The following is a 21,966-nucleotide window of genomic DNA, read 5'->3' on the forward strand; positions in this document are numbered from 1 at the left end:
GTTTTTTACTTTGATTAAAACGCTTATATACGGTGGTGTTTATAAAAGTTTAAAGATCATTACAGCATTTTTCAAAGGTATGAAGGACTAGGTAGTGACTGATTACTTAAATGTAATATGCCTCGCCTTGATTTAATTGACGCAGAGCTCGCCGTTATCGCTTACGTAGAGCTCTGAATAAATGCTATATCTATTTCTCTATAAATGCTTCGCCTTGTGTCATCCACTTTGCAGCTGGTTTGCCTTTTAAGTAATGATCAAAGTACTGCATCATACGTACTGAAAAATCGACCTGATTAGGAAACTTTTTCAAGTGGTGTGGTTCACCTTCGTATTGTAAAAAGGTTGCATCTTTACCAGCGCGGCGAAGTGCTAAGTAGTACTGCACGCCTTCGTGCCAAGGCACTGCATCGTCTTTATCGCCAAACATAATTAAAATAGGGGTATTTACTTTATCTGCAAAAAACACCGGTGAGTTTTCTATGTACAGTTCTGGTGCTTCAAATAAGTTTTTACCTATACGGCTTTGCCCTGTTTCGTATTGAAACTGACGAGCAAGACCTGATTTTAAACGTATGCCACTATAAGCACTGGTCATGTTTGATACTGGCGCGCCAGATACAACCGCTTTAAACATATCTGTTTGGGTTATCATAAACGCACTTTGATAGCCCGCCCAAGAGTGGCCTTGTAAACCTATTTTATCAGGGTCGGCTATGCCTAAATCTATTAATTTTTGGGTGGCGTTTATCATGGTTTGCGTTGACGATTTACCCGGGTGACCTATTTCAAAACGAATATCAGGTAAAAATACCGCATAACCGTTTGAGGTAAACATAGGGAAATTAGGGCGATGGTTTAATTCCATTTTTGGAAAATCAAACATACGCTGGCTCATGTAACGGTAAAAATACACAACCACAGGCACTTTATCGCCTTTTTTATATCCCGCAGGTTTTATTAGTACGCCTTGTAAGTCTTCGCCATCAAAACCTTTATAGCTTATCAGCTCTGGCTTTTCGCCCCAGGCAAAATTACTAATTTGTGGGTTTAGCGTGGTCACTTGTTTTGGTGAACTAAAGCTAAAATCTGTTTGGTAGTAATCAGGAAATTGGCTATAAGTTTGCGAGGTAAATAAGTACTTGTCAGCCTTTTTGGCTTTTTTAACCATATCAAAGCGTTTATCACCGCTAAGCACCTTAGTTAGTGTGTTAGTGGTTAAGTCGAGCTTTGCAACTTCGCTTTGTTTAGTTTGTAAGTTAATAGCAGAGACAAGTAATGTATCGCCTTTTTTAAAGCCCACTCTGGTTTTATCAAGCTTAATAACACGGTACTGCGTATTGCTTTGCTTACCATTAGTTAGGCGTTTAGCTTGCTTAGTTTTTACATCAAACGCCCAAATATCGTATTTACTATAAGCAAGCACTTGGCTGCTATCGGTCATCCAACCTGCAAAACCATAACCAGGTTGAGTAGATGGGTAGTCGTGTTTATCATCAGCAAAGGTTGCCTGAATCGCTTTTGTAAGCGGTGTTACTTTATTATTTTTTAAATCTTTTAACTGTATTTGGCTATCGCTAAAATAAGCTGCAAACTCACCATTAGGGGCAAGGCTCGGTCTAAACGGGTAGTTACTTATAATTGGAGTTTGTTTACCGGTATTTATATTTACTGCAAAGTAATCAGCAAAAAAACCGCCGTACATTATTTTTTCTAGGTAGGGGATGTTAGATGAGCCAAGTAAAGACACATCTCGCTGAGGGTTTAGTGCAACCTCGGGCATGTTTGGTGTACTAAGTTGCGCAACTTTTTGCGAGTTAACGTGATACACCGCACTGTAATGGCGATTTTTATTAACTTCGTTCCATTGCTGCTCTTCACGTGGTTTTATTTGCGCATCGTTGTTGTGCCATACATTAAGACCTTTATGCTCACGTATGGTATCAAAGTCGTATAGTGAGGCTTCGTCGGTATACTCTTTAGCTTTTACTTTAGCTGCTAATTTTGGATGGTTTTCAAAATATAAGCGCTCGCCATTTTCTGACCATTCAAGGGTGGCTGTTTTACCTAGAGTCCATGTTTTATTAGGTGAATCTATAGTTGAGAGCTTCTCGTTTTTATATAGCTGTAAAGTGTAGCTTCGGCGGCGCGTGTCATCATTTACATAGTTACCCAATGCAAACGCTGCAATATTGTCAGTGGGGTGCCACGCTATTTTATTTGCGATTACGCCCGGTTCTTCAATTAATACGCTGCTATTAAAGTCACTGAGCTCAATTAACGCTATTTGGTTGTTATTACCATCGCTGTAACTTTGACTCACTAATAGCTGGCTGTTAGCTGAGTTAATAGCGTAGCTAAATACGTTTTCTATTGTATGAGTGCGTTTATCAGATAAATTTACGATAACAAGCGCATAGCTCTTATCTTTTTTATCGGGCGTGATAGCGTTGTCTTCTTCGTTTTTAGTGCTATCGGTTTTATCTTCTACTTTTGCGTCATCGTCTTTTTTATTTAAACGATAAGCAAGCCACATACCGTCATCAGATAACGTGTAATCTTTTACATCAGCAAAGCTTTGTTGGGCATCTGATTGTGTGTTTACGAGTACCAGATTGTTTTTAAGTGTGTCTTTTTTTTTGGTTGTTTCTATTTCAAGTAATGTAGGTACTTGTGTAAAAGCGACCCAGTTAGCGGCTTTATTAATATGAGGCTTAGTGCCGCGTTCTACTTCTGCGATGAGTGTATTGCTTTGTAGTGAGTAAACTTGACCAGTTGCATTTCCACGATACGGCGTTGCACTAAAAGTGAGTACTTGACCATTGTCAGATAGTTGTGTGCTTTTAGCTGATTTAAAACTGAATACGTCTTTAAATTGTAGCGATTCTTTGGCGTGTATGCCGGTGCTAGTTAAGCTGGCAAAGAGTGCCGTGCTTAATAAGGTGAGTTTTGTTTTCATTATTGATTCTCGTATTATGACATTGTTTCATTGTAACGAGTTTGGTTCATAATTCGAGCGGATCAGATAAATGGCAGCTACATACGACAAAACGACCCGCAGGTCGTTTTTTAGTATTTAATTTATTAATTTAGCAAACATTACAGCCAAATTTTTTGTAGCTCAAGCCATTGTTTTTCAAATTGAACACTTGGTTTTGCTTTAAAGTCGCTACGTACAAACTGATTCATTTTTCCTTCAACGTAGGCAAGTAAAAAGTTTGCAAGAGTAAGCTCATCACTTTGAAAGTTTTTACCTTCACGTAATTTACGCTCACGAAGTACTTGTTTAAACTGAGTTTCTAGTTTTTCAAACAAGGTTTGTACACGTTCGCGTAAACGTTCCTGCTCACCTTGCAATGCGTCGCCGGTTAAAATACGGGTAATGCCTGGGTTTTTTTCAGCAAAGGTTAGAAGTAATAATAAAATGTTGTAAATGCGCGTTTGGCTTTCTTTTTCGTTTTCAATAATAATATTTATACGAGATAAAAGGGTATCTTCAATAAATTCAATTAAGCCCTCAAACATACGTGCTTTGCTCGGAAAATGACGATATAGCGCAGCTTCAGACACACCCACCTCAGCAGCTAGTTTTGCTGTGGTGATGCGTTGTCCTAAATTAGTTTCTAACATTTGTGCGAGTGCTTGCAGTATTTGCTCTTTGCGATTACTTCTTTTTGTCGCAGGCATGAACATTCCTTTTTATTAGTTATTCTTAGTGGCGCAGTTAAGAACCCTAGTCATTTTTTGTTCAAATGAATGGCGTATGTTAATGTTTTATTCAGTTTGTTTCCAGCCTTTTTATAGATGTTTAGCCAGCTGTTCGATCACCTTGCGAGCTATTTCTATTTTACTTGTTGTTGGTAATTCTAGTTGTTCATTGTGCCAGTACAGTGTTAAAGCATTATGATCGGAATTAAACCCTAAGCCACTTTTTGATACGTCATTAGCGCAAATCATATCTAGATTTTTATTTTGTAGTTTACCTTTAGCATAGCTTTCTACATTTTGAGTTTCGGCGGCAAATCCAACCGTATAGGGGCGGTTTTGTGTAAGGTTTGCAATAGCTGCAATTACGTCAGGGTTTTTAGTTAAAGTAAGGGTGAGTTCGTCGCCTTGCTTTTTCATTTTTTGAGTCGCAATGTTTGCAGCTCGATAATCCGCAACAGCAGCGCAACCTATAAAAGCATCTGATTGTGGTGCATAGGTAAGTGACTCAGTTAATAGCTCCTCAGCGCTTTCTATATTGATAAGGTTTACACCAGTAGGGACTTTTATAGTGACAGGACCCGAAATTAAATTAACCTTAGCACCGAATTGCAAAGCGGCTTCTGCTAGTGCATAACCCATTTTTCCAGAACTGTGATTTGATATAAAACGTACCGGATCGAGAGGCTCACGCGTTGGGCCTGCCGTTATTGTAATTGTTTTTCCTGCAAGTAATTGCGGTTGCTCTTTTGCTGTACATAGTGCAACTAGCTCATGTGGCTCTAACATGCGCCCAGCGCCGATATCGCCACAGGCTTGTTCACCTTTACCTGGGCCCCAAATAAGTACGTTACGTGCTTTTAATGTGGTCAAATTTGCTTGCGTAGCTGCGTGTGCATACATTTGCTGGTTCATGGCTGGTGCTATGGCTACTTTTGCAGGCGTTGCTAGCAATAGCGTTGTTAGTAGGTCGTCAGCAATGCCTGCTGCCATTTTAGCAATAATATTGCAGGTAGCTGGAGCAACTAAAATTAAGTCAGCCCATTTTGCAAATTCAATATGCCCCATTGAAGCTTCAGCAGAAGGGTCAAGTAACGAGTCAGAGACTGTTTCTCCACTAACAGCTTGCATGGTCAGTGGTGTAATAAAGTGTTTAGCTGATTCAGTCATAACTACTTTTACTTCACAACCAGCGTCTTTTAATCGCCTAACGAGTTCTGCGCATTTATAAGCTGCAATACCGCCGGTAATACCTAGTACAATTTTTTTGTTTGTTAAGTTAGTCATGAATGTTCATCAGTTTTTATTAAATATTGGGCTTAAAATAACAAATCTTTACCCGTACAGCGAAGTTTTTTAATTCGAAATAACAGGCTAAATTTTAAATTTGCATTACATTTATAAGACACTTTCGCCTCTCAAGGATGAACAATGCAACTTACTTCACTTCCAAACTCACTTCGACCTCGTGAAAAACTCATCTCCAAAGGAGCTAAAGCGCTTACTGATGCTGAGCTCCTTGCCATATTTTTACGAACAGGGTTACCAGGAATGAATGTAATTGAGTTGGCTCAGCATTTATTAAACGAGAATAAAACACTTCATAATTTGTTTAATGCCAGTATTGAGGAGTTTTGCTCTCAAAAGGGGTTAGGGACCGCTAAGTATGTGCAGCTACAAGCTGTATTAGAGCTAAGCCAACGTTATATGCAGGAGCGTTGCCAACGAGATGCAGTGTTTAATTCGCCAAATTCAGTTTATGACTATCTAACAATTCAAATGCGAGGCTTGCAACAAGAAGTATTTATGGTGTTATACCTAGATAGCCAAAATAGATTAGTAAAAGATGAAATACTTTTTTACGGCACAATTAATTCTGCCAGTGTGTATCCGCGTGAAGTGGTAAAGGCTGCTCTTAAAAATAATGCAGCCGCTGTTATTTTTGCACATAATCACCCAAGTGGTATTGCAGAACCGAGCCAAGCAGACAAACTTATTACGAATAAATTGCAGCAAGCACTGCAATTGGTTGACATAAGTGTGCTTGATCACATCATTGTTGGTGGGGAAACGTGTGTTTCGTTTGCAGAGAGAGGCCTTATTTAGCTTTGTTAGATACAGAAGTGTGTTAAAAATGAGCTGTTTAACGTATTTTGGCAAATTAGTTTAATTTAAATGCAGTTTTTACTTTCCCTAAGGGCATTCGATCTTTATAATTAGCCGCTATCAAATTTACATATATGAGCTGATTGGATAGATCAGTGTTTGATCTTTGCCTGTAAAAGCTGTATAAAGAGCGCCCTTCGATTTATCTCTAGGGCGGAAATACACGGCCTTAGATTAAATTAAGCTCGAGCGAAGTTATTGGAGATATATAGACATGTCTAAAGTATGTCAAGTTACAGGTAAGCGTCCTGCGGTTGGTAATCACCGTTCACACGCGAGAAACGCGACTAGACGTCGTTTCCTACCTAACCTACAAACACACCGTTTCTGGGTTGAAAGTGAAAAACGTTTTGTAACATTACGCACTACTACTAAAGGTATGCGTATTATCGATAAAAAAGGCATCGACACGGTTCTTACAGAAATCCGTGCTCGCGGCGAAAAAGTTTAAGGATCTGAATCATGCGCGATAAAATCCGTTTAGTTTCAACTGCCGGTACTGGTTTTTTCTACACTACTGACAAAAACAAACGTAACATGCCTGAGAAGATGGAAATCAAAAAGTTTGATCCAAAGATTCGTAAACATGTTCTTTTTAAAGAAGCTAAAATTAAGTAATTTTATCTCTTTTAGAATTTAAAAACCCAGCTTAGGCTGGGTTTTTTGTTTTTTAAAATATGATTAGGGCGTGTTAATCGTTGTGGATTGAAATTTGTTCAACCTAGGGGCACAATTAAATCGCGGCGCGAGGTTTGTAACCTAGTGGGCTAAGTAAAAATCGAGCAAAGCTTCCGCGTCCTGCTTACGCCCCTTACCTACGTTCATGTAGGCAACAAGGAGTTAATCGTCCCTAGGAAGAACCCTCCGGGCAGCGCATGTTTGACATTTATGCTCCGTTATCGCCTATTTATGGGGAACAACCACACACGATAGGCTCTGCCTTGCCTCAATACCAAACATGCTGCTGTAAATTCAGCCACCAAAGAACAACACGCTCTAATAAATTAACATAAAAAACCTCGTTGGCATAACCAACAAGGCTTTTAAATTAATTAGCGAAAACACATTAGATTTTTGTGTATGCATCTTGTAGTGGTGGTACTACTTGCTTTTTACGGCTCAGTACACCATTTAACCATACTTTATCTACACCGTAAGCCTGCTCAACTAGGTTTGCATCGTCAGATACAATTAGCATTTCTGAGCCTTCTTTCATTATATCGTTAAGCAGTAAAAATACAGAGTGGCGGTTACCCTCAACTTTTAGCTTAGCAATATCGGCTGCAAGGTCTGCTTTAATATCGTCAAAAACAGCAAGATCGATTACTTCTAGTTAGCCAATGCCAACTAGGTTACCGCTCATGTTGAAATCTTTAAAGTCACGCATTACTAAAAATATATTGGTTTGACTCTAATATTTGAATGAAAAATAGTATTCTCGGAATGAAAGGAAACAATTGATGGGTAAAATGCTTATAAAATGTATATAAGTTGTTTGTAAAATGATTATAAATTGTTTTTAAAGCTTGTTTTTTAGCATTACATTGTACGAATATTGAGTTTTTCTGTGCCCATTATGTTGACAGGGGTTGTTTTATTTATAATAATTAATTTGAAAATTAATTTGAAAATATTCATTAAGGGAAAATAATGAAATTATTACTACAAACTGTTTTGGCAACCACATTACTATCAACTTCTGTTTCATCTATGGCCGCATATGACATAAAAGTCGGTTCAAATTATGACTCTAATTATGCATTTAATAGTGATTTTAGTCGTTATGTAACAGGTATTCATGATGGTATATGTATTGGTGGCGAATTATGTGGTGCAGCTAGCTATATACGTCTACTACAATCAGATGCATGGTCTGGGAATGTAGAAAGGGGATATTTTGGCACACTTGAGATAACAGCACACGACCAAGTCGGGGATAAAACAAGAGCTAAATTATTGGTTTTAAGAAGTGATGGTACTAAAATAGCGGAAAGAGATGTTAAAAGGGCCGGCTCTGTTATTAAAATTGATATTGACGAGTTCGATTATTACATACAGCTAAAGTCTATCGGTAAAGATGGAACTGACGAGACTGTAATACAAAAAATTCGCCTTTATTAAGCTTGTCTATTAATAGCAATTAACACAAAACCAACAGAGCATTCACTTTGTTGGTTTTGTATTGATGGGTGGTTATTTTTTAGCGAGCGCATCTTGTAGTGGTGGTACTACTTGCTTTTTACGGCTCAGTACACCATCTAGCCATACTTTATCATTCTCAGGTTTTACACCGTAAGCCTGCTCAACTAAGTTTGCATCGTCAGACACAATTAGCATTTCTGACCCTTCTTTCATTATATCGGTAAGCAGTAAAAATACAGAGTGGCGGTTGCCCTCAACTTTTAGCTTAGCAATATCGGCTGCAAGGTCTGCTTTAATATCGTCAAAAACAGCAAGGTCGATTACTTCTAGTTGGCCAATGCCTACTAGGTTTCCGTTCATGTTGAAATCTTTAAAGTCACGCATTACTAAATCACGTGCTGGTGTGTCTTCTACCGCAGATTTAACGCGGAACATATCCATACCAAGCTCTTTAAAGTCTTCGATGCCTGCAATTTCAGCTAGCGCTTCAACACATTTAATATCGGCTGTGGTACATGTTGGCGATTTAAATATAACTGTGTCGCTTAAAATTGCACACATCATGATACCAGCGATGTCTTTAGGGATTTCTACGTTGTAGAAGTCATACATCATTTTAATAATGGTGTTTGAACAACCAACAGGACGAATCCAACATTCAAGCGGAGTCGATGATGTTAAGTCACCTAATTTATGGTGATCTACCACACCAACAACGCGAGCTTGGTCGATATCATCAGGTGCTTGTGTTTTTTCTGTGTGATCTACAATATACACATCTTCACCAGCGTAGCTTAGCTTAAGCTCTGGTGCTTCAAAACCAAATCTATCAAGAATAAATTGAGTTTCAGGTGAAACTTCACCAAGACGAGTTGGAATTGCTGGCTCATCAATTTGGTTTTTTAAATAAGCCAGTGCAATTGCACCACAAATAGAATCTGAATCTGGGATTTTATGGCCCACTACATACATAGACATTGACGGAACTCCTTTAAATTTGCCGATATTCTAACAAAGTCTGCGGCCTTTAACATATAGACAGCGCAATTAAGTTTTAGTTACACTTTAAAATCTTGAATTTACTAGGTGTATTTATATGCGACTGGGCCGTAAAGGTTGGAACAACGTTATAATATTTTCGATGTTGATTATGATCTTCTTTTTAAATGGCTGGCATAAGCAATTTTTAGGAGGTGAGGATAAACCAGCGTTACAAGCTGTACTCCCTCAGCAAAGTTTTGTACTGACACTGCAATTTGTTGATCAAAAAATTGAGCGCATAGGAACAAGTTGGCGTACAACACCACTACAAAAAGATATACCGCTCGTTTGGAAAGCGTCTGAGCAGCAGCTTAGTGATTTAGTTAACCAATGGCAAAGCGCAGCGCTAATGGGGGTTAATGAGTCTGTTGTTTTTAATCCTAATGCGCCTTTATACGTTGCTACATTTGAGTTAGCTGGCGAAAGTATGCCGTGGGTTTATTTGCTCTACAAAGGCGATGGACAATATTATTTACTCGAAAAGAGAAGCCAGCGAATACTCGCACTCGATTTAAAAACTGCTCAGCAGTTATTTCCTAGTTTTGATTTTTCACAAAGTGAGTCTAATTAATGCCTGAATTACCAGAGGTAGAAGTGAGCCGAATGGGCATCACTCCCCACGTACAAAACCAAGTTGTTAAAAAGGTAAATATTTACAATGCCAGTATGCGCTGGCCAGTGCCCGATGATGTGTATCAACTTGAAGGGTTAACTGTTACTAGTATTGAGCGACGAGCTAAATATTTACTTTTACACTGTGAGCTTGGGAGTACTATTTTACATTTAGGTATGTCGGGCAATTTGCGGGTTGTAGATAAAAGTGAGCCTTTAAAAAAGCACGACCATGTAGAATTTGTATTTGGAAATAATAAGGTGCTGCGCTTGAACGATCCTCGTCGTTTTGGTTGTTGCTTATGGCAAGAGCCCGGTGAGGTGCATAAGCTACTCTCTAAGCTTGGTCCTGAGCCGCTTACCGATGATTTTTTTGCTAAACGCGTGTACGAACAATCGCGCAATAAAAAAGTACCGGTAAAGCAGTTTATTATGGATAACGCAGTGGTTGTTGGTGTTGGTAATATTTACGCGAATGAATCATTATTTAAAGCGGGTATACATCCAAAGCGAGAAGCGGGAAAAGTATCGCTCAAACGTTATCAAGCACTTATCCCTATTATAAAAGACACGCTTGCAGCGGCTATTACACAAGGTGGTACAACGCTTAAAGACTTTGCACAAAGTGATGGTAAGCCTGGGTATTTTGCTCAAGAGTTATTAGTATATGGGCGCAAAGGCAAGCCATGTATGACGTGCGAAAACGAATTAGAAGAAATTAGATTAGGGCAACGCAGTACTATTTTTTGCTCAAATTGCCAAAAGTAGTTATTTAAATATTTAGTTATTTAAATTTTATCGATTCTAAATTTAATGAGATTTAAGGGCCAGCTTTAAAAGCGGGCCCTTCATTTTAAAGCTCAAACGGTGCTACACCGACTGCTTTCATTTTATATCCTACCTGTGCGATTTCGCCTGACCATGTTTCTGTGCTTATTATTCCGGTTACAACGATTGCGTCGTACAGACTATCTATAGGCACACCACCTTTAATCGTTACATGGACTATTTGATTTGGCGGTGGTGGTGGTACGTGTATACAGGCGCCAAAATAAGGCACGAGTAAAAACTCAGTAATGACTTCGCTATCGCCCTCAAGTGGCACAACAAAACCTGGCAAACTTACCGATTGACCATCAAGCGCTTTTACCACTGGAGCATCTAAATCGGGTTGCACCCAGTTTTGATCGCTGCCTTCGTGATTAGCTTGTGCTTGAGTGTCTATTTGCATATGACCTTTGGGAATTAAGTCTTCCCAAAAAATTTCTTTTGGTGGATTGGCATAGCTCGCTACGCTTATAAATAATAAGCTAATAGCAGCAATGTATTGAAAAGCTGTTTTAAAAAATGTCATAAAATACCTAAAAATTATGCTTTTATACTCATGCCATCGCTGAGTGAATAAAAATAAGCGCGAGTAGCGGGTATTAAGCCAATAACAAAACCTGCGGCCATAATAACCCCGATTAAGCCCAGTTCATAGTAAGAGAGCATTGTGATATTTACGCTTATACCGGCATGGCTTTGTAAGTAACCGCCGGCTGAAAAAATAACTAAATAGTAAAGCGCACTACCCACTAGGCAACCAAGTAAAGTTGTCAGTAATGATTCAATACTTATAAGTGTAAATAAATGCCAAGGGCGAGCGCCTACTGAGCGCAATATAGCAAGTTCGCGACGTCGCTGACTCAGGTTCGCAAGCAATGTTGTTAACATGCCAAGTAAGCTAACTAACACGACAACAGCTGAGAATAGTAATAGTATTTTTTCTACTATGGCGAGCATTTCCCATAACTCTTTAAGTGTTACGGTTGGCATAATGCCAAGCAGGGCTTCTGGCTTATATTGATTTATATTGCGCCTAATTTGTAATGTGTACAAAGGCGAATTAAATCCCATTAAAAATGCTGTAATTTGCTTAGGGTGACCAACTAGGTTGTTATGTTCGTCATGTTCATGTTCATGTTCATGCTCAAGGCTCGCTTTACCGCCGTGAATTAAATCGATTGCAGCCAAAGGAATATGCAGCGTTTTATCAACTGGCGTGCCTGTTGGGTTTAAAATGCCGACGACTTTAAATGGGTTATCGTCATGATGATGAAAACTGGTGTTCCCCATGCCGTGCGATATAACAATAGAGTCGTTAAGTTTGTAGCCTAGTTTATTTGCAACTTCGCTACCGAGCACCACTTCGTTAATTGCGGCAAAAGGGTGGCCTTTGTTAAAGGTTAAGTTTTGTTTTTTTGCAAAGCGATAATGGCTAAAGTAATCAAGTGTTGTGCCTAGTACCGCTTGGCCTTTATGGCTGTCGCCTAGGCTTATAGGTATGCTCCATTTTACGCCTCGCTGATTTGTTATGTATTCATAACTTTTCCAACTTACGCCGTTATTAGTATGGCCAATTCTAAATACTGACGAAAGCAGCAACTGTATGTCGCCGGTACGCGCACCAACAATTAAATCAGTGCCCGAAATAGTATTACTAAAACTACTTTTAGCATCAATTCGTACGCGTTCAATACTCAAAAGTAGCATTACACTAATTGCGATAGTAAATAATGTAAGCAGTACACTTGCGCGGCGATTTAATAAGCTTTTGTAAGCAAGTTTAGCGATGATCATACCTGCTCCTGCAAATTTATAAGGTCAATGGAGCGGTTAAATAAAGGCTTTAGTGCTTCATCGTGGCTCACAAATACCAACGTACTATTAGATAACTTTGCTTGTTCAAACAGTAGCTTTATAAAGCTTTCACGGTTATTTGTATCGAGTGCTGATGTGGGCTCATCAGCAATTATTAATTCAGGGCTGCCTATAAATGCGCGAGCGGCAGCAACGCGCTGTTGCTGTCCAATACTCAATGTCGCTACATCTTTATGGTGATACTGGGCAGTAAGGCCTAAAGCATTTAATAACCGTATCGCTTCTTTTTGTAAGGCAGAGTTTTTATTTGATGATTGCTTTAATATTTTTTGTTTTCGGCTTTTTGAAAACTCACACCCAAGCGTTATATTTTCAATAGGAGTTAAATAAGGAAGCAGGTTAAAATTTTGAAAAATGTAACCAATGTGATCCGCTCTAAAAACATCACGGGTGGTATTGCTTAATTTAGTTAGGTTTTGGTTTAAAATTGATACCTCACCGCTAGTGGCTGTATTAATGCCAGCAAGAATCGCTAATAAGGTCGATTTACCTGAGCCACTAGGACCGTGTAAAAAAATATGCTCACCTTTTTCTATAACTAACTCTTTTATGTTGAGCGTGGGTGAGCTATCGCTTTTATGCCACTTAAAAGTTACGTTTTTCAGGTTTATCATTATCCGATTACCAACCCCAGTAGTTTAGATCTTTACGCATTTTTAGCTGTCTTATTATATTTAATGGCTTGGGTTTTAGTTTTTCGTTACTTTGTAAAAATTCATTAGCTGCATTTAATACGCGTTGGCTAGATTGGCCATCAGTATACGGATGAAGTTCCTGGCAATAGCTTTCAATATTTTGCATTAAATCACTAGGTTTAGTAAGCGCGTGTTCAATAGCTGCTTCTACTTCATCTGCGTCGCTAATATCAAGTAAATGAGGAAGTGGTTTTTGATTACAAAACGTGACTACCGGTTTACGTAGTAGTAAAAACATTAAAAGAACTGACGATGTATCGCACAGCATAACATCAGCAGCTTGCAGTAACGGCAAAACGTTATCGGTTTCAATAAATGTTAGATTTTCGTTACTCAGCGCTTTATATTTATTAATCCATTCGGTAGGCATTTTAGGATGAAACTGCATCAAAATACGCCACTTACCTTGTTCACTAAAATGTTTTATTTGCTCATATAATTTAGGAGCAAGTGATAGCTTTCGTGAGAAAGTAGAGCATATAAGTAAAGTAGGGCGAGGGTCGTCGCTTACATAAGGATTATTTGAAGTATTACTAAAAAGTGGATCGAGTGTTGGCCAGCCAGTTTCAGTTACTTTAAAGAAACCATGCTGCTTAGCTAGCTCTTTAAATCGGGTTGTTGTATTTGGGCCTTGCGTACAATATAAATCGTAACAACCACGAACGTTAAAGTGATCCTCTTTCCCTTTTCGATTTAATTTTCCTGAATTGAACCCGTGAAATACAGCCACTTTTTTACCAGGAATAAAATTAGGAATTATATTACCCGGTATAAATGTAATGTTTGGAGCCCAGCTTTTTACATCTTTTATGGTATGTAAACGTGGCTCGTCTGTGGTTAAAAAATCAGGGTTTACTTCGCTACCCGCTAAAAACCAGCGTACTTCACCACCATGTGCCAATATTTGCGCCTGCAAAGGTCTCAAGATAGCGTATGAATAATTCTGAGAAATATACATTAAGTATTTTTTATTTTTAGTGGCAGTTAAGTAGTTCAAGCTATCTCCTCAGGCTGGTTAGCACATTAAGTTTACCCCATTGCGACTCGCTTATAAATATATGCCTTTATTTGTTTTAAGCATCCGATTGAGCTTTGAGGTTGGCTAGATTATTATACAGCCCATATAACCCCATACCATACTTTGCTCAAAGAGCATCCCTAACCCCGGAGATAGCATGACTAGCTATAAAGTTTTAGACGTAAACGATGATTTACCCATTCGTACCAAAGGTGAAGTACACAGCGGTAAAGTTCGTTCAGTTTATTGGTTAACTGATGAAGACAGCGCTCGATTAATTAAAGATAAAGGCTATCAAGTACCGACTGGTACTGAGCTTGCTATTATGGTTATTTCAGACCGAATTTCTGCATTTGATTGCATTTGGCAAGGCGAAAACGGTTTAAATGGCGTACCAGGTAAAGGTATAGCGCTAAACTCAGTGGCAGCCCATTGGTTTAAGTTATTTGATAAAGCGGGTCTTGCGGGCAATCATATTGTAGATATTCCGCATCCGTATGTGTGGATTGTACGTAAAGCCAGTACAGTAAAGGTAGAGGCAATTGCTCGCCAATATATTACGGGTAGCATGTGGCGCGATTACGCTAAAGGCATACGTAACTTTTGTGGTATTGAATTACCAGAGGGTTTAAAAGCGAACCAAAAGCTTGATAACGTTTTAATTACGCCATCAACAAAAGGTATTATTGAAGGCGTTGCTGATATTCCGCCAGTTGATGATGTAAATATTACTCGCGCTAACATTACTAATAACTTAGATGTATTTAACTTTAAATCGGCAGATGATGTAACCAAATACGAAAAACTGTTAGTTGAAGGTTTTAAATTAATTAGTGATGAACTAGCGAAGCTTGACCAAATTTTTGTAGATACTAAATTTGAGTTTGGTTATGTAGAGGATTTAAATGGCGCGCAACAGCTTATATATATTGATGAAGTAGGCACGCCTGATTCGTCACGTATTTGGGGTGAAGCTGCTTACAAAGACGGTAAAATTGTTGAAAATTCTAAAGAAGGCTTTCGTCAATTACTGATTAATAACGTGCCAGAGAGCGACGTATTATTAAATAAAGATCGCATGAGTGAGCGTGAGCAGTTAGCTAAAGATTATATTTTACCAGAATCAGTAATGCTTGAAGTGTCAAATACCTATGTTGGCATAGCGAGTAAAATTGTTGGCAGAGATATAGTGATCCCTGAAGATCCTCGCCAAGAAGTTATTACTATTTTAGATAACGATTACGGATTAATTGTAAAATAACAGCACTTAAGTGCTAATAAAGCCAGTAACTAAATCTTTATTTTTAGTTACTGGGCTATAATTCTTGCAATTAGTGCTCGTCTCTAATTAACTTAACCTAACATTAATGTTTAGGTATTGTTATGTTTGATCGGGCATTGCAAAAGTTTGCTAAAAGTCATTACTTTTTAGCTATAGGTTTGTTTTTTAGTCAGTTTGCTTTAAGTGCAAATATTGAATTAGTAATAGAAGATCAACACGGCCAAAAGTTATCAGGTGCTGTGGTTGAGCTAAATATTGCTGGTAAACAAGCCACACCATCAAATTTGCCCATTGCTATAATGGATCAAGTCCATAAGCAGTTTTTACCCGAATTATTAGTTGTACAACAGGGTCAAAAAGTTAACTTTCCGAACAGCGATAATATTCGCCATCATGTTTATTCTTTTTCACAAGCTAAGCCTTTTCAACTAAGATTATATTCAGGCCAACCAAAAGAGCCCATTACGTTTGAGCAACAAGGGGTTGTTGTTTTGGGGTGTAATATACATGACTCTATGGTTGGCTATATTTATGTTGCTAACAGCGAATTCGTATATAAAACAGATAAAAAAGGCTATGTAAATTTGCCTATTAATACAATGCCTGCACAAGTGAGTGTATGGCATCCATTACAAACAGCACCATTGGAGAATAAAAAAATGATAACAATTAATTCTCAAAAACAGTTACAGATAACAGTAAACACATCGACCCCAGCACCTAGAAATACCTTTGGTAGTAAGTTTAAGGCTGGTAATGACTAATAGTTTACGAAATCGCATAACCATTTTATGTGTTGGCTTAGTGTTATTAACCACTATGGTCAGTTTGTTTAGTTTTTGGTGGTCTACGAGTAAGTTTCAGGAAGAAAAAGTAAATCAAGATATTACCGTAGCGCAAAATGTTTATAAGCAATATTTAAAGTCAAAAGAAAGCCTACTGTTAACCGCTGCAAAAGTACTCACCTCCGATTTTGGTTTTAAGCAAGCTGTAGCAACGCGAGATGCAGGTACAATCAGCAGCGTGTTGTTTAATCACAGTCAGCGTATTGATGCCGAATTAATGTTGTTACTTGATTTATCGGGTAAGCTAATTTCCGCTAATACTGATGAAGACGTTTTTGCACACAACTTAAAGCCCTTGATGGAAGAGCTTTTAAGTGCGCCAGAAGAGTCTAGCTTTGTGGTGCTTAATAACGAACTGTATCAAATTATTTTATTACCTGTAAAAGCGCCACGTACAGTAGCCTATAGTTTGGTGGGCTTTAAAATTGACGACAATGTAGCCCATGAACTAAAAAGCTTAACAGGCATGGATGTAAGTTTTATAGGCAGTGCTGACGATATTGTTATTAGCTCATTAGCTAATCGCCCTGAGCAATTTGAACCTGTTAGCTATTTTAGTACCGTAACCACATCGCGGTTTTTTGGTGAGTATTTAGTGTATCGTAACCGAGAAATAGATTTACCATCGTTGTTGACCCATCCCATAATTATTTTACTGAGCGCCGATTTAACACAAAGTTATAGTGACTTCGAAAAACTGCTTTTTACACTTATTATTTTAGCTATTTTAACTATGCTAGTGGGTGTTATTACAAGCAGCATATTTGCAAATAATTTAACTACGCCACTTACCCAACTAGCTGTAATAGCAAGGCAATTTGCACAAGGTAATTATACCTTTGAATTTAAAGGCCAAAGGCAAAGTACCGAAATAGACACGCTAGTCGCAGCGTTTGATAGCATGGGTAATGATATTAATCAGCGCGAGCAACAAATTAGCTTTCAAGCTAGACACGACTCCCTAACAGGCTTTTATAACCGCTCAGCCATGCTTGAGGTGCTTGATGATGAGTTAGATTCATCAGCCGAGTACACGCTCGTTGCAATAGACATAAAAGGTCTTCGCCACATAAACGATAAGCTCGGTCCGCGCATTGGTGATGACTGCCTAAAGGCCGTTGCTTGCAGAATAAGTGAGTTTTCGGATGAGTTAGGGGGCTTTCATGCTCGTATTGGCGGCGATGAGTTTTTAACTGTGTTTCCAACTGCGGCAGCACGTGAACACAAAAGCGGTATTGTTGGCTTGATGGCACAATTACAAGCGTGCTACACCATTCAAAAACTAAAAATTAATTTACGCTTTAGTGCAGGCATTGTGCAGTATCCTACACAAGGTATTGCAAGTGATGACTTAATGCGCCGTGTGCTAATTGCAGTTGAAAGTGCTGCAAACAAACAAGAGAGCATACATTACTATCAAAATGGCGAAGACGAAGCGCACTTAGATCGCTTAATAATGCTTGATGAATTAAAGCAGGCTATTAGTGATGACGATGGTCAATTGTTTATGACTTATCAGCCAAAATTACATTTGAAATCGCAAAAAATAGATAAAGTTGAGTCGCTTATTCGCTGGCAGCGAAAAGATGGTAGCTGGGTCAATCCTGAACTGTTTATTGACTTAGCTGAGCAGTCGGGGCTTATTGTTGAGCTTACTGGGTGGGTTGTTAATACGGTTGTAGCACAAGTAGCTGATTGGCAGTCTAAAAATATAAACTTACAGGCTGCAATAAATGTATCTGCGCAAGATATAGCATTTCCAGGCTTTCATGCTGCATTAGTTCGCACGCTTAAAAAGTACAAAGTAGATTCTAAGCTGATCACTATTGAGCTTACTGAGCGCGATATGATCGAAAACGAAGAAAAAGGTATTAAAGCGCTCGAAAACCTAAAGGCAATTGGCGTTAAAATATCATTAGATGATTATGGTGTAGGGCAAACATCACTTGGTAGATTAAAAATGCTGCCTATTGATGAGCTTAAGCTAGATAAGTGCTTTATCCTAAAACTTGATGAATCGCAAAAAGATCAATTTATAGTGCAATCATCAATTACGTTGGGACATCAGCTAGGTTTCTCGGTTGTAGCTGAAGGGGTTGAAACGCTTGGCTCATTAAATTTACTTAGAGGCATGCAGTGCGACCATGCACAAGGCTATTACTTAAGTAGGCCTTTAAAAGCAGAGCGATTAGAAGAATGGCTGGAGGAATACTATGCAAAAAATTAAATACTTATTAGCAAGTTTGTTTTTAATAGTTAGTGTGCCGAGCATTGCAAGCAATGGAAAACTGCTAGCTACGCCGGGAGTTTCTCAAATTGAAGGCAGTGGCGGCGGGGGGATTGTACCGTGGGCACAACTTGCTGGGTACGCAAGTGATGATGAATTCTCGGTAAATGGCTTTTGTAGCCGCGCAGATGTAACCGACTACACACTTGACGTATGTGGTGCACAACTTAATTTATTTAATCGTGTTGAGCTTAGTTATGCCCAACAGCGCTTTGATGTACCAGCACTTGATGCTGAAATAGAGCAATCAATTACAGGTGCTAAAATACGTTTGTATGGCGATATTGTTTACAGTGATTGGCCACAACTTAGCTTAGGGATTCAGCATAAATCATTGGATGATGGCAGTATTGCAACACTTGTAGGCGCAGAAGAGACTAGCGGTACTGACTACTACCTCGCTGCTAGTAAATTACATTTAGGGGCTATTGCTGGCTATAACTGGTTTTGGAACGTAACTACACGATACAGTGAAGCTAATCAACTTGGTTTACTTGGTTACGGTGGAGAAAATACTAGCGGAAAAGTATTATTTGAAGGCAGCACAGCACTATTTTTTAGTCGCGAAATAGCCGTAGGTGTTGAGTATCGTCAAAAATCAAATAACTTAAACTTAGGCGAACAAGATTGGAAAGACTTATTTGTAGCGTGGATGCCTAACAAGCATGTGAGTGTGACAGCGGCTTACCTTGATTTAGGAAGCATTGCAGGGGCTGACGATCAAACAGGTTGGTATTTATCGGTTACAGGGTATTGGTAATGAAAAGCGTTGGTATTTTTTTGATTTGTTTAGGGTTGCTTAGTGGGTGTGCAAATTCTACTAAGCTCTCACTTTATCAAAAGCTGGATGGTAAAGCGGGGATAGGCAGAATTGTTGATAGCTTTATCTATCAAATAGGCAATGACGAGCAGATAATTCATTACTTTGAACACAGTAATATAGCGCATTTCCGCCAAGGATTTATTAATCATGTGTGCATGTTAGTAGAGGGCCCGTGTACATACGATGGCGACTCTATGGTGGCAATTCATACTGGTATGCATATTACAGAGAAAGATTTTAATCATGTTGTTGATTTGCTTATAAATGCAATGAACGAGCAAGATGTTAGCCATAGCTTACAAAACGATATTCTTTCTAGAATGGCGCCACTTCGTGATGAAATCATAAAAATGTAACTATAAAGCTTTCAAAGTAATTATTAAGTAAAGGGAACCTTGCTTTGATTGCATTGTCCACATAGAATTATTTCATAAAAACAACAATTGGCAAATATAGCTTGTATGGCTTATCTATTTATTTCTCGCAAAAATGTACACGCAAAATACTATCAAAAAATAATCAAAAAATTGTCGATGAATTGCCAATTACACATCATGGGAGCGCCTAAGCTTTCTGCTGTGAAATATTTAAAAGATGCGTTTCAAGTTAATTTTACTGATGTAGTTAACTCTCAGCTAAAACGCAAAAGAGCACGTAATGCTATCTGGAATAGTCCTATTATTACTGCTGTTTACAGTGCTGGGTTAGTTTTATTTGAACGATTACGATACGCTAAGTATTTAGCCTTATTAACCGAGACTAATCCTGACTGCATTGTTATTTGGAACGGCAATAAACTTCCAAATACGACCGTTGCTATGGCTGCAAAAGCATTAGGTGTTAAGCAGTTTTATTATGAAAATGGTTTACTACCCGGTACAAGCAGTTTAGACCCTAATGGTATTAACTATAATGCGTCGTTAAGCCGTGACCCTTCTTTTTACCTAAATTTTGACCCACAAAATAAGCTAAACTTTTCTGCGCCGGATTTAATTCCAAGAGCTGATCATAAAAAGCGCTGTGAATTTGAATGCGCCGATGTGCCAGAACGCTATATATTTGCGCCTTTTCAAGTACCTCACGATACTCAATTAGCTAGCTTTTCTCCGTGGATAAACTCTATGGACATGTTTTACGACGAGGTGATTAAAGCGGTCAAAAGCTTAAACGATCCAAGTTTAAAAGTGGTTTTTAAAGAGCATCCGTCGTGGCATAAACATTACGCTCATCTTTATGAAAAAGATCCGATTGCAATTTTTGCTAATGGAAATCAAACAAGTGATTTGATTAAGTGCGCTGAAGCCGTATTAACGATTAATTCAACGGTCGGCTTAGAAGCATTGCTGCTCAATAAACGAGTTTTAACTCTTGGACAAGCCTGTTACAACATTGAGGGTTTGGTAAAGCATGCAAGCACTGCGGAGCAGCTAGCAGAGAATATGAACGAAGTAGTGCAGGGCTGGCAACCAAATACATTATTAAAGGATAAGTTTTTTAGCTTTATTGAACATGTATATTGTATTCCTGGCGTTTGGAAACACACTGAAGATAAACACATTAAAGCGATTGAAGCGCGTTTTACGGGTAATGACGAGTTTGCTAAGTATCATGGTGATAAGGAATCGTAGTGAAAAACCTAATTAGCTGTCAGCAATTACACGAGCAACTCCACAACCCTGCATTAGTGATATTTGATGCAGGTATGCTGCGCCCAGGTGTTTTGGGTACTTATTCGCCGCAAGCAATGCTGCCTAACGCTAAACGTTTTGACATAAAAAACGAATTGGCCGATAGATCTAACCCCTTACCAAGTACGGTATGCAGCGAGCAGCAGTTTACCCACGTGATGCAAAATGTAGGTGTAAATAACGATTCGTTTATAGTTGTATACGAAGATGGCGGTTTATTTAGCGCAGCAAGGGCGTGGTGGATGTTTAAAGCTATGGGGCATCACAACGTAAAAGTACTCAGTGGTGGCCTTAAAAAGTGGTTAGAGAGCGGTTACGCCACACAGCAAGGTTATAGCAAATCGTTAGGTAAAGGTGATTTTACGGCAAGCTATAATTCTGCGTGTTTTATCAATAGCCAACAAGTGATTGACGCAATTGATGAGCCCAGCACTGTATTGCTAGATGCACGTGCTTATAAACGTTTTACAGGCGAAGAAAGTGAACCCCGAAAAGGCATGCGAAGTGGGCATATCCCAAATAGTCGCTCGTTACCTTTTATGGATTTACTTAATAAAGGTGAAGCTAAACCACTTGCCGAAATTAAAGCGATATTTAGTGACGTGGTTGATGATGCGCGGCAGTTACAGTTTAGCTGTGGGTCAGGTATTACAGCCTGTGTTTTAGCGTTATTTGCTACTGAATGTGGTTACAGTAATTTAAGCGTTTATGATGGTTCGTGGAGTGAGTGGGGTGCAAGTGATTCATTACCCATCGCCACAGGAGAAAAGTAGATGTGTTGTGGGTTTAGAGCTTGCTCACGTTAAAGCCGCAGCGCCTCTAAACCTCTTTGTAAATAACAGTACTTAAAAATATTATTCACAAGGAGAAGTGAAAGAGAAGAAAATGAGAAGGTAAAAACCAGTGCTTACTCGTATTTGAATACTATTTTTATACAATCGCTTACTCTAAAAGCGCAG

21 protein-coding genes and 1 pseudogene are annotated in these 21,966 nt (G+C 38.7%); 13 read left to right on the forward strand and 9 right to left on the reverse strand.

Translation table 11 applies throughout. The features are described 5' to 3' along the window. Nucleotides 1-190 precede the first annotated feature (190 nt). From H5115_RS07755 to coaBC, 3 genes are all read right to left on the reverse strand, one after another. Nucleotides 191-2,959: a prolyl oligopeptidase family serine peptidase gene (locus H5115_RS07755; protein ID WP_182754601.1), complete on the reverse strand. Its 2,769-nt coding sequence runs from the start codon at nt 2,957-2,959 to the stop codon at nt 191-193. A gap of 140 nt (nt 2,960-3,099) precedes the next feature. Then, nucleotides 3,100-3,687: a nucleoid occlusion factor SlmA gene (gene slmA / locus H5115_RS07760; RefSeq protein WP_004335558.1), complete on the reverse strand. Its 588-nt coding sequence runs from the start codon at nt 3,685-3,687 to the stop codon at nt 3,100-3,102. A gap of 111 nt (nt 3,688-3,798) precedes the next feature. Continuing rightward, a complete protein-coding gene (gene coaBC, locus H5115_RS07765; RefSeq protein WP_182754603.1) occupies nt 3,799-4,992 on the reverse strand; it encodes a bifunctional phosphopantothenoylcysteine decarboxylase/phosphopantothenate--cysteine ligase CoaBC in 1,194 nt (397 codons plus the stop codon). 144 nt (nt 4,993-5,136) lie between these two features. Here coaBC and radC point away from each other — a divergent pair, with 144 nt between their 5' ends. The 3 genes from radC (at nt 5,137) to rpmG (ending at nt 6,489) form a co-directional block, all read left to right on the forward strand. Beyond that, on the forward strand, nt 5,137-5,811 hold the full coding sequence (gene radC / locus H5115_RS07770) for a DNA repair protein RadC (protein ID WP_024590645.1): 675 nt from the start codon (nt 5,137-5,139) through the stop codon (nt 5,809-5,811). Nucleotides 5,812-6,085: 274 nt separating this feature from the next. Further along, nucleotides 6,086-6,322 (forward strand): 50S ribosomal protein L28, encoded by a 237-nt coding sequence (rpmB, locus tag H5115_RS07775; protein ID WP_016708423.1) that lies wholly within the window; start codon nt 6,086-6,088, stop codon nt 6,320-6,322. Between the two features lie 11 nt (nt 6,323-6,333). Then, on the forward strand, nt 6,334-6,489 hold the full coding sequence (gene rpmG, locus H5115_RS07780; RefSeq protein WP_004335545.1) for a 50S ribosomal protein L33: 156 nt from the start codon (nt 6,334-6,336) through the stop codon (nt 6,487-6,489). Nucleotides 6,490-6,937: 448 nt separating this feature from the next. Here rpmG and H5115_RS07785 read toward each other — a convergent pair. Then, nucleotides 6,938-7,264, reverse strand: a pseudogene (locus H5115_RS07785) (DHHA2 domain-containing protein); the annotation flags it as partial. Nucleotides 7,265-7,521: 257 nt separating this feature from the next. Between H5115_RS07785 and H5115_RS07790 the strand changes: the two are divergent. Continuing rightward, on the forward strand, nt 7,522-7,992 hold the full coding sequence (locus H5115_RS07790; RefSeq protein WP_182754605.1) for a hypothetical protein: 471 nt from the start codon (nt 7,522-7,524) through the stop codon (nt 7,990-7,992). Nucleotides 7,993-8,064: 72 nt separating this feature from the next. Here the strand turns inward: H5115_RS07790 and H5115_RS07795 are convergent, their stop codons facing one another. Next, nucleotides 8,065-8,991: a manganese-dependent inorganic pyrophosphatase gene (locus H5115_RS07795; RefSeq protein ID WP_182754607.1), complete on the reverse strand. Its 927-nt coding sequence runs from the start codon at nt 8,989-8,991 to the stop codon at nt 8,065-8,067. A gap of 118 nt (nt 8,992-9,109) precedes the next feature. Between H5115_RS07795 and H5115_RS07800 the strand changes: the two genes are divergently transcribed. Together H5115_RS07800 and mutM are read left to right on the forward strand one after the other, a co-directional pair. Next, entirely contained in the window at nt 9,110-9,625 is a 516-nt protein-coding gene (locus H5115_RS07800) for a hypothetical protein (protein ID WP_004335529.1), read from the forward strand. Next, the gene (mutM, locus tag H5115_RS07805) at nt 9,625-10,434 is read left to right on the forward strand and encodes a bifunctional DNA-formamidopyrimidine glycosylase/DNA-(apurinic or apyrimidinic site) lyase (RefSeq protein ID WP_182754609.1); all 810 of its coding nucleotides are present in this window, start codon (nt 9,625-9,627) and stop codon (nt 10,432-10,434) included. Before H5115_RS07800 ends, mutM begins: the two co-directional genes overlap by 1 nt. Before the next feature lie 85 nt (nt 10,435-10,519). Here the strand turns inward: mutM and H5115_RS07810 are convergent, their stop codons facing one another. The 4 genes from H5115_RS07810 to H5115_RS07825 are packed head-to-tail and all read right to left on the reverse strand — an operon-like array spanning nt 10,520 to nt 14,061. Continuing rightward, nucleotides 10,520-11,020, reverse strand: a complete 501-nt coding sequence (locus H5115_RS07810) for a DUF3299 domain-containing protein (protein WP_004335523.1) — start codon at nt 11,018-11,020, stop codon at nt 10,520-10,522. Nucleotides 11,021-11,034: 14 nt separating this feature from the next. Then, nucleotides 11,035-12,288 carry an ABC transporter permease gene (locus H5115_RS07815; protein ID WP_182754611.1) on the reverse strand — a complete coding sequence of 418 codons (1,254 nt, stop codon included), beginning with the start codon at nt 12,286-12,288 and terminating at the stop codon, nt 11,035-11,037. Further along, complete coding sequence (locus tag H5115_RS07820; protein ID WP_182754613.1) at nt 12,285-12,983, reverse strand: ABC transporter ATP-binding protein; 699 nt, start codon at nt 12,981-12,983, stop codon at nt 12,285-12,287. The genes H5115_RS07815 and H5115_RS07820 overlap by 4 nt, the downstream gene beginning before the upstream one ends. Nucleotides 12,984-12,990: 7 nt before the next feature. Beyond that, nucleotides 12,991-14,061, reverse strand: coding sequence for a CDP-glycerol glycerophosphotransferase family protein (locus tag H5115_RS07825; RefSeq protein ID WP_182754614.1), 1,071 nt, complete (start codon nt 14,059-14,061; stop codon nt 12,991-12,993). 178 nt (nt 14,062-14,239) lie between these two features. On the opposite strand from H5115_RS07825, the gene H5115_RS07830 reads away from it, so the two are divergent. The 7 genes from H5115_RS07830 to H5115_RS07860 all read left to right on the forward strand — a co-directional run bounded on the left by H5115_RS07830 (nt 14,240) and on the right by H5115_RS07860 (nt 21,780). Beyond that, complete coding sequence (locus tag H5115_RS07830; RefSeq protein ID WP_182754616.1) at nt 14,240-15,343, forward strand: phosphoribosylaminoimidazolesuccinocarboxamide synthase; 1,104 nt, start codon at nt 14,240-14,242, stop codon at nt 15,341-15,343. 122 nt (nt 15,344-15,465) lie between these two features. After that, on the forward strand, nt 15,466-16,128 hold the full coding sequence (locus H5115_RS07835; protein ID WP_182754618.1) for a methylamine utilization protein: 663 nt from the start codon (nt 15,466-15,468) through the stop codon (nt 16,126-16,128). Then, nucleotides 16,121-18,436, forward strand: a complete 2,316-nt coding sequence (locus tag H5115_RS07840) for an EAL domain-containing protein (protein WP_182754620.1) — start codon at nt 16,121-16,123, stop codon at nt 18,434-18,436. Before H5115_RS07835 ends, H5115_RS07840 begins: the two co-directional genes overlap by 8 nt. Beyond that, entirely contained in the window at nt 18,423-19,256 is an 834-nt protein-coding gene (locus H5115_RS07845; protein ID WP_004335508.1) for a DUF3034 family protein, read from the forward strand. The genes H5115_RS07840 and H5115_RS07845 overlap by 14 nt, the downstream gene beginning before the upstream one ends. Further along, entirely contained in the window at nt 19,256-19,675 is a 420-nt protein-coding gene (locus H5115_RS07850) for a group 1 truncated hemoglobin (RefSeq protein ID WP_182754622.1), read from the forward strand. The genes H5115_RS07845 and H5115_RS07850 overlap by 1 nt, the downstream gene beginning before the upstream one ends. A 105-nt stretch (nt 19,676-19,780) precedes the next feature. After that, a complete protein-coding gene (locus H5115_RS07855) occupies nt 19,781-20,947 on the forward strand; it encodes a capsular biosynthesis protein (protein ID WP_182754624.1) in 1,167 nt (388 codons plus the stop codon). Then, nucleotides 20,947-21,780 carry a sulfurtransferase gene (locus H5115_RS07860; RefSeq protein WP_182754626.1) on the forward strand — a complete coding sequence of 278 codons (834 nt, stop codon included), beginning with the start codon at nt 20,947-20,949 and terminating at the stop codon, nt 21,778-21,780. The genes H5115_RS07855 and H5115_RS07860 overlap by 1 nt, the downstream gene beginning before the upstream one ends. Nucleotides 21,781-21,966 lie beyond the last annotated feature (186 nt).

The organism is Pseudoalteromonas sp. SR44-2, assembly GCF_014163745.1.
Classification (GTDB): domain Bacteria; phylum Pseudomonadota; class Gammaproteobacteria; order Enterobacterales; family Alteromonadaceae; genus Pseudoalteromonas; species Pseudoalteromonas distincta.

Coding starts and splice junctions, on each gene's coding strand:
- H5115_RS07755 (WP_182754601.1), bottom strand. CDS start 2,959: ATGAAAACAAAACTCACCTTATTAAGCACGGCACTCTTTGCCAGCTTA.
- slmA (WP_004335558.1), bottom strand. CDS start 3,687: ATGCCTGCGACAAAAAGAAGTAATCGCAAAGAGCAAATACTGCAAGCA.
- coaBC (WP_182754603.1), bottom strand. CDS start 4,992: ATGACTAACTTAACAAACAAAAAAATTGTACTAGGTATTACCGGCGGT.
- radC (WP_024590645.1), top strand. CDS start 5,137: ATGCAACTTACTTCACTTCCAAACTCACTTCGACCTCGTGAAAAACTC.
- rpmB (WP_016708423.1), top strand. CDS start 6,086: ATGTCTAAAGTATGTCAAGTTACAGGTAAGCGTCCTGCGGTTGGTAAT.
- rpmG (WP_004335545.1), top strand. CDS start 6,334: ATGCGCGATAAAATCCGTTTAGTTTCAACTGCCGGTACTGGTTTTTTC.
- H5115_RS07790 (WP_182754605.1), top strand. CDS start 7,522: ATGAAATTATTACTACAAACTGTTTTGGCAACCACATTACTATCAACT.
- H5115_RS07795 (WP_182754607.1), bottom strand. CDS start 8,991: ATGTCTATGTATGTAGTGGGCCATAAAATCCCAGATTCAGATTCTATT.
- H5115_RS07800 (WP_004335529.1), top strand. CDS start 9,110: ATGCGACTGGGCCGTAAAGGTTGGAACAACGTTATAATATTTTCGATG.
- mutM (WP_182754609.1), top strand. CDS start 9,625: ATGCCTGAATTACCAGAGGTAGAAGTGAGCCGAATGGGCATCACTCCC.
- H5115_RS07810 (WP_004335523.1), bottom strand. CDS start 11,020: ATGACATTTTTTAAAACAGCTTTTCAATACATTGCTGCTATTAGCTTA.
- H5115_RS07815 (WP_182754611.1), bottom strand. CDS start 12,288: ATGATCATCGCTAAACTTGCTTACAAAAGCTTATTAAATCGCCGCGCA.
- H5115_RS07820 (WP_182754613.1), bottom strand. CDS start 12,983: ATGATAAACCTGAAAAACGTAACTTTTAAGTGGCATAAAAGCGATAGC.
- H5115_RS07830 (WP_182754616.1), top strand. CDS start 14,240: ATGACTAGCTATAAAGTTTTAGACGTAAACGATGATTTACCCATTCGT.
- H5115_RS07835 (WP_182754618.1), top strand. CDS start 15,466: ATGTTTGATCGGGCATTGCAAAAGTTTGCTAAAAGTCATTACTTTTTA.
- H5115_RS07840 (WP_182754620.1), top strand. CDS start 16,121: ATGACTAATAGTTTACGAAATCGCATAACCATTTTATGTGTTGGCTTA.
- H5115_RS07845 (WP_004335508.1), top strand. CDS start 18,423: ATGCAAAAAATTAAATACTTATTAGCAAGTTTGTTTTTAATAGTTAGT.
- H5115_RS07850 (WP_182754622.1), top strand. CDS start 19,256: ATGAAAAGCGTTGGTATTTTTTTGATTTGTTTAGGGTTGCTTAGTGGG.
- H5115_RS07855 (WP_182754624.1), top strand. CDS start 19,781: ATGGCTTATCTATTTATTTCTCGCAAAAATGTACACGCAAAATACTAT.